The organism is Natrinema soli (assembly GCF_028618695.1).
In genome coordinates, this window is the sequence record NZ_JAQIVI010000805.1 from 1 (window position 1) to 6,678 (window position 6,678).

Here is a 6,678-nt window from a genome sequence, read left to right on the forward strand (position 1 = left end):
CGCTGGGCGTCGACTCGTTCCGGGTGCCGTCGATCGGGACCGTGCGGACGGTACTCGAGGGGGCCGACACCGGCGGGGCCGTTCGTCGCGACGGTCGCGTCGAGAGCGTTCCGACGGCGTGGCGAACCCGCGAAATCGACTTCGGCCGCGGAACCCGGCCGGCCGTCACGATGCCGATGGGTGACATCTCGACGGCCCACTACACGACCGGCGTCCCGAACGTCGAGATGTACGCGGTGATGCCCCAGCCCGCTCGGCTGGCGCTCGAATCGCATCGCTACCTCGAACCGCTGTTCGAGTCGACGCTGGTTCGACGGACGCTGAAGGGAGCGGCCGGGATCCGCGACGGTCCGTCCGAACGGGCCCGCGAACGCGGTTCGGCGTACATCTGGGGTGAGGCCAGCACTGACGACGGCGAACGCGTCGTCTCCCGACTGCGGACGCCGGATCCGTACGTCGTCACCACCGACGGGGCCGTGACGGTCGCCGAACGAGTGCTCGAGGGCGACGTCGAGGACGGGTTTCAGACCCCCGCCGGTGCCTTCGGTCCCGAATTCGTCTTCGAACTCGACGGCGTCGACGGCTTCTTCGACGAGTCGACGCCGGACGAGACGTCGCCGGTGAATCCACTGCTTCAGTGAGGGGCGACGCTCGATCCTCGAGATCGGATTGGGGACGCTCTCGTTGACTGGCCTGAGTGAGCCAGCACTGGATACGAACGACCGTTTTGCCCTCCGTCAACGAGACAGATGTACGCGCTCGTCTCCCTGATCAGTATCATCTCGCTGTCGATGAGGGTGAGTGGCTGCCCGACGAACGCCTCGGCGACCTCGAGTTGCGCTCGGCGGAGGGGGTGACGGTTCTCGGCATCGAGCGCGAGGACAGCACGTATATCGGCGCTCCTTCCGGTGAACACAGAACCCACGCCGGTGATCGGGTCATCACGTACGGGCAGGAAGAACGGCTGCGAGAGCTGGTCGATCGCGGCGAGAGCGACGGTGCGACTCACGAGGCGGCCAAGCGCGCCCACGACCGCCAGCTCGACCGCGAGCGCGACATCGATCCGAAACGGCCGCTGTCCGCGATTCGAGAGTGATTTGTCGCCGCCGGTGTCGATACCGACTGGCATCGATGCCGGCACCGTCTCCGCTGCCGGCAATCGCCGGCCAAACCCCAAGGGCGGGCTCCGTTCAACGACCGGTATGGAGCGCCACGATTTCTACCGATCCGTCGAACAACAGGCGACGCTCGGCGACGAAGCTGACGCTCGAGACGCGACCCAGGCGGTGCTGTCCGCCCTCGGCGAACGGCTGGACGAGACCCGCTCACAGCGCCTCGACGGCGACCTGCCCGCGGAGATCGGCGATCACCTCGCCGAGGGGCCCTCGGGCCGCGCGCTCTCCTACGACGAATTCCTCTCGAGCGTCGCGGAACGATCCGACCGCGCCGATGTCGGTGACCCCGAGCGCCTCTCGCAGGCCGTTCTCGGGACGCTGCTCGAGCACGTCGACGAGGACGAAGCCGACGGGCTGCGCGACCGACTCGAGGAATTCGACTACGACGCGATCGTGCCGGAATCCGGCCCCGGCGCTCGGAGCTAACGGCCCGCCATCCTGACATCGGCTCGAACCCGGCAGTTGCCGCCCGAACCGTGAGGGGCGTCATCGCCGTGGCCACGGCTATGGAACAAGCGGAACTGCTCGAGCGGGTGAGCGACCGGACCGCCGCTGATGAACAATCAGCAGCCGACGTCACGCGAGCGGTCCTCGAGACGCTCGGCGAACGACTGAGCGAGGACGAGGCCGAGGATCTGGCCGCACAGTTGCCGGGAGAGCTGAGCCAGCACCTCACCGACGGCGAGTCGGGTCGCCGCTTCTCCGAGGAGGAGTTCATCTCGCGGGTCGACCAGCGCATGGACACCGTCGACGATCCCGGGCAAGAGGCGTCAACGACCGTGTTGGGAACGGTCCTCGAGGCGGTCGACGAGAGCGAACGCGCGGCGGTCGTCGACCAGTTCGAACGGTACGGCTTCGAGGAGTTGCTCGCGGAGACGGACGCGGACCTCGACGTCGGGGACCGAACGCCGGGAGAATACTGACCGCCGCGGTTTCGTTCGTGGGGTTCGCTCGTCGATTTCGTTCGGCGACTTCGCCCGCTGGGTTCGCTCTCAGGCCTGATCGAGGGTTTCGCGATAGTCTTCGGTCGTCTCGATGGCCGACTCGAGTTTGTCTTTCGTATTGCCGTCCGCCTGCTCGCGGACCTGGCGGAGCGTATTGAGCCGTTCGTCGAGGACGGCGTGATCTGGCTCGGTATCGCTCATTACGTAGTCGGCGAACGCGTCCGTCGTTTCGCGGATGTCCTCGCGGACGTCGTCGCTGTCGGCCGATTTCGCGGCCTCCTCGAGGTCATCGCGGGCCTGCTGGAGTTGTTCGGTCATATCCGAATTCAGTACGAGCCGATGCATAACGGTTGGGCGAGCAGTGGCCACGTTCGGAGGCGGGCGGGGCGCTATTCGGGGTCCGCGCTTCCAGTTCCGAGTCGCTCGCGCTCACTACGACCGTCCCACCGATACCGGTTAGTTGATCGAGCTATGCGGTCGGGACTGAACGGGTCTTTCGTCGCGTTCAGAGTCATCACGGGTTTTCGAGCACAAGATCTCACCGCCGCTATCACAGATGCGAGCGCGTAAAGTGGCTCGAACCCCTGACTCCGATAATGAGTGACGCGCAAGGTCCCCTTCAGCCGGACCGTCCGAACGTCGACCACCCGTTCGAGGTCGACGCTCCCTTCGAGCCCGCGGGCGACCAGCCCGAAGCGATCGAACAGTTAGTGAACGGGTTCCGGTCCGGAATGGACAAACAGACGCTGCTCGGGGTGACCGGCTCCGGAAAAACGAATACCGTCTCGTGGGTCGCGGAAGAGATCCAGAAACCGACGCTGGTGATCGCCCACAACAAGACGCTGGCGGCCCAGCTCTACGAGGAGTTCCGGAACCTCTTCCCGGACAACGCCGTCGAGTACTTCGTCTCCTACTACGACTACTACCAGCCCGAGGCCTACGTCGAGCAGAGCGACACCTACATCGACAAGGACGCCTCGGTCAACGACGAGATCGACCGCCTGCGCCACTCTGCCACGCGGTCGCTGCTGACCCGCGAGGACGTCATCGTCGTCGCCTCGGTCTCCGCGATCTACGGCCTCGGTGACCCGCGCAACTATATCGATATGTCCCTGCGACTCGAGGTCGGCGAGGAGGTCGGCCGCGACGAGCTGTTGAAGCGGCTCGTGGATCTGAACTACGAGCGCAACGACGTCGACTTCACGCAGGGTACGTTCCGGGTGCGGGGCGACACCGTCGAGATCTACCCGATGTACGGTCGGTACGCGGTGCGCGTCGAACTCTGGGGCGACGAGATCGACCGAATGGTCAAGGTCGACCCGCTCGAGGGGAAAACCCAGGGCGACCAGCAGGCGGTGCTCGTCCACCCCGCGGAGCACTACTCGATTCCGGAGACCACGCTCGAGGACGCGATGGACGAGATCCGCGACGATCTGGAGTCGCGCATTTCCTACTTCGAGCGGCAGGGCGACATGATCGCCGCCCAGCGCATCGAGGAGCGGACGAGCTTCGACCTCGAGATGATGCAGGAGACGGGCTACTGTTCGGGGATCGAGAACTACTCGGTCTACCTCTCCGATCGCGAGTCCGGCGAGGCTCCCTACACGCTGCTGGACTACTTCCCCGACGACTTCCTGACCGTGGTCGACGAGTCCCACGTGACGCTGCCCCAGGTCCGCGGACAGTTCGCAGGCGACAAGTCCCGGAAGGACTCGCTGGTCGAGAACGGCTTTCGGCTGCCGACGGCCTACGATAACCGGCCGCTCACCTTCGAGGAATTCGAGGAGAAAACCGACCAGACCCTCTACGTGAGCGCGACGCCGAGCGACTACGAGCGCGAGGAGAGCGAGCAGATCGTCGAACAGATCGTTCGACCCACTCACCTCGTCGACCCGGCGATCGAGGTCTCGGACGCGACGGGGCAAGTCGACGACCTCATGGACCGCATCGACGAGCGGATCGAGCGCGAGGAGCGCACGCTCGTGACGACGCTGACCAAACGGATGGCCGAGGATCTCACCGAGTACCTCGAGGAATCGGGCGTCGACGTGGCCTACATGCACGACGAGACCGACACGCTCGAGCGCCACGAGATCATCCGCTCGCTGCGATTAGGCGAGATCGACGTGCTGGTGGGGATCAACCTCCTGCGGGAGGGGCTGGACATCCCCGAGGTCTCGCTGGTGGCCATTCTGGACGCGGACCAGGAGGGGTTCCTTCGGAGCGAAACGACGCTCGTCCAGACGATGGGCCGAGCGGCCCGGAACGTCAACGGCGAGGTCGTCCTCTACGCCGACGAGCCCTCGAACGCCATGGAGTCCGCGATCGAAGAAACCCAGCGCCGCCGCGAGATTCAACAGGAGTACAACGAGGAACACGGTCTCGAGCCCACGACGATCGAAAAGGAGGTCGGCGAGACCAACCTGCCCGGTAGCAAGACCGACACCAGCGAGGTCTCCGGCCGGGAGATCGAGGACGAGGACGACGCCGCCCGATACGTCGACGAACTCGAGGGACGGATGCAGGACGCAGCGGGGAACCTCGAGTTCGAACTGGCGGCCGACATTCGGGATCGGATTCGGGAGGTCCGGGAGGAGTTCGAACTCGAGGGCAGTGACGAGGGGATCGCGCCGCCGACCGAGGAGTTCTGAGCGAAAATCGGTCAGCGTACGATCGTCGAGTCGTCGTGCTTACGTGTGGAAATTGAGCCTTATCGCGGTACTCCCGGCCTCGAGTCCCGCATTAACAGTAGATAGTGCGCGGTTTCTTTGTTCAGAAGAACTCGTGGAACTCGCGTTCAGTATAGGACGTGTAGATATCGTTGGGGTTACCTCCAATCAACCGCCGAAAATGGATCACTCCCGACCCGGTTGTCCTCGCAACTTCAGCGTTTCAGTAGCAGGTTGGTTCAATAGAGTCGAACGTCTAGAGTGCATGAGATGGAGACGCTACGTTTCGATCATGTGGGTGTTGTCGTCGATGACCTCGACGCCGTGGCCGCGTTCTTCCTCGACCTCGGATTCGAGCGCGAGGGCGGGGCGTTGGTTGAGGGCGAGACGGTCGATAAGATCAACGGACTCGACGGCGTCCGGGCGGAGGTAGTGATGGTGCGAGCGCCGGACGGCAGTGGCAGGCTCGAACTCGTCAAGTACCACGCGCCGACCGCCGATGAGGACGCACACCACTTTCCTGCGAACCGGATGGGCTTCCGGCACATCGCCATTGAGGTCAATGGCCTTGATACGATCGTTGATAGACTACGAGGCAACGGCTTTGACACAGTCGGCGAGGTTCGTGATTATGAGAATATCTACCGGCTCTGCTATGTCCGCGGTCCGGAGGGTCTGATCGTCGAACTCACCGAACAGCTCGACTCCTCCTAACCGAACCGGCCTGTCCACCGGATACGTGCGAGGATGGGAAGGGTGAGTCCCTGTGTTACCTAAGCATCTGTAGTTGCCGAATCAGACGTTTCAGTTTCTCACTCGATTCTCAATGAAGAAATCGTATCACCAACTACTGCCAGAGGAATACCGGAAACCGCGGTGCGTGTTCTACTACCGCGGCAACACGGGGTTTCCACACCCTCCCCAACCGATTCGTTCGCTCACGGGTCGTTCCTCCCCGTTCGCTCACTCATCCCTCGCGCAGTGTCATCGGCTGTCTTCGCTAGCGCTCAGCCAGCCGTCAGCGCGCGCCACCACATATTGACCTCTCGGTTTAGACTAATACAGCGCATATTAGTGACTGGCCGCTACCCGTAGCCGGTCACAGCACGCCGAACCCGAACTCCGCCATCCCGAACACCGGCCCCCACAGGAAGTGGAGCGCGACGCCGACGACGGCGGCGGGCAGGAAGTTGTAGATCGTGGCGACGATGGCAGCCTTGGCGTCGACGGCCAGCAACGGGAACAGGGCGTCGCCGTCCTGGGCGATCGCGTTGGCGCTCAGCGCGGAGAAGGGCAGGCCGCCCTCGGCGTAGACGCTCGCGAGCAGGATCTGGGGGCCACAGCCGGGGATCAGCCCGACGACCGCGCCACCGATCGGTGCAAGGACGCCCGCCGCCGCGGCGAGAGTCGCGATGTTCACCCCGCTGAAGAGGACGAAGTACTCGTAGGCGAGAAAGGCCACGAGCACCCAGACGGTGACGAAACTCGTCTCCATCGCCGCGTGGGTGAGCGTGTCGTAGATGGAGCCGAAGGAGTCTCGAGCCCGCGCAATTTCCCCCTCCCCAACGTAGTGGCGGCCGATTAGGTAGAGGTACAGCGACAGCACCGCGCCGACGATGCCGACGACGGTGAAGAGCCCGTCGAAGCCGGGGCCGAGCGCCAGCGCGACCTCGGGACCGCCGCGGAGCAGGTAGATCGTCCCGAGAACGAGTCCCAAGATGGCGGCTCCCCACCACGCGAGGTGCGCGAGATGTGAGACGGGAGTGAGCACTCGAGAGTGTCGATCCGGTCCCGACTCGTGGGCGTGGGTGGGGGCCGGGCCGCCGTAATCGTGGGTTGGGTTGGGCCCGACCCCGCTGTTGACCGCGGTGCCGCCGTCGGGCGTCGCGG

General features: G+C 64.6%; 8 protein-coding genes. 6 read left to right on the forward strand and 2 right to left on the reverse strand.

The genetic code is table 11. The features are described 5' to 3' along the window. The 4 genes from PGX04_RS32990 to PGX04_RS33005 form a co-directional block, all read left to right on the forward strand. Positions 1-641, forward strand: a 641-nt coding sequence (locus PGX04_RS32990; RefSeq protein WP_465263867.1) for a saccharopine dehydrogenase family protein, incomplete at its 5' end; no start/stop codon positions are given. 56 nt (positions 642-697) lie between these two features. Continuing rightward, positions 698-1,096, forward strand: a complete 399-nt coding sequence (locus PGX04_RS32995) for a TrkA C-terminal domain-containing protein (protein ID WP_273742336.1) — start codon at positions 698-700, stop codon at positions 1,094-1,096. A 106-nt stretch (positions 1,097-1,202) separates the two neighbouring features. After that, positions 1,203-1,601 carry a DUF2267 domain-containing protein gene (locus PGX04_RS33000; RefSeq protein WP_273742337.1) on the forward strand — a complete coding sequence of 133 codons (399 nt, stop codon included), beginning with the start codon at positions 1,203-1,205 and terminating at the stop codon, positions 1,599-1,601. An 80-nt stretch (positions 1,602-1,681) separates the two neighbouring features. After that, positions 1,682-2,098, forward strand: coding sequence for a DUF2267 domain-containing protein (locus PGX04_RS33005; RefSeq protein WP_273742338.1), 417 nt, complete (start codon positions 1,682-1,684; stop codon positions 2,096-2,098). 69 nt (positions 2,099-2,167) lie between these two features. On the opposite strand, the gene PGX04_RS33010 is transcribed toward PGX04_RS33005, so the two are convergent. Beyond that, on the reverse strand, positions 2,168-2,437 hold the full coding sequence (locus PGX04_RS33010; protein ID WP_180839499.1) for a DUF7553 family protein: 270 nt from the start codon (positions 2,435-2,437) through the stop codon (positions 2,168-2,170). Positions 2,438-2,715: 278 nt separating this feature from the next. Here PGX04_RS33010 and uvrB point away from each other — a divergent pair, with 278 nt between their 5' ends. Together uvrB and PGX04_RS33020 are read left to right on the forward strand one after the other, a co-directional pair. Further along, on the forward strand, positions 2,716-4,770 hold the full coding sequence (gene uvrB / locus PGX04_RS33015; RefSeq protein ID WP_273742339.1) for an excinuclease ABC subunit UvrB: 2,055 nt from the start codon (positions 2,716-2,718) through the stop codon (positions 4,768-4,770). A gap of 288 nt (positions 4,771-5,058) precedes the next feature. Then, positions 5,059-5,502, forward strand: a complete 444-nt coding sequence (locus tag PGX04_RS33020) for a VOC family protein (RefSeq protein WP_273742340.1) — start codon at positions 5,059-5,061, stop codon at positions 5,500-5,502. Positions 5,503-5,887: 385 nt separating this feature from the next. On the opposite strand, the gene PGX04_RS33025 is transcribed toward PGX04_RS33020, so the two are convergent. Continuing rightward, positions 5,888-6,678 (reverse strand): putative manganese transporter (locus PGX04_RS33025; protein WP_273742341.1); only part of this gene is annotated, 791 nt, incomplete at its 5' end.

What these genes read in the sequence shown, in the direction of transcription:
- PGX04_RS33000 (WP_273742337.1), top strand. Translation starts at nt 1,203, where the DNA reads ATGGAGCGCCACGATTTCTACCGATCCGTCGAACAACAGGCGACGCTC.
- PGX04_RS33005 (WP_273742338.1), top strand. Translation starts at nt 1,682, where the DNA reads ATGGAACAAGCGGAACTGCTCGAGCGGGTGAGCGACCGGACCGCCGCT.
- PGX04_RS33010 (WP_180839499.1), bottom strand. Translation starts at nt 2,437, where the DNA reads ATGACCGAACAACTCCAGCAGGCCCGCGATGACCTCGAGGAGGCCGCG.
- uvrB (WP_273742339.1), top strand. Translation starts at nt 2,716, where the DNA reads ATGAGTGACGCGCAAGGTCCCCTTCAGCCGGACCGTCCGAACGTCGAC.
- PGX04_RS33020 (WP_273742340.1), top strand. Translation starts at nt 5,059, where the DNA reads ATGGAGACGCTACGTTTCGATCATGTGGGTGTTGTCGTCGATGACCTC.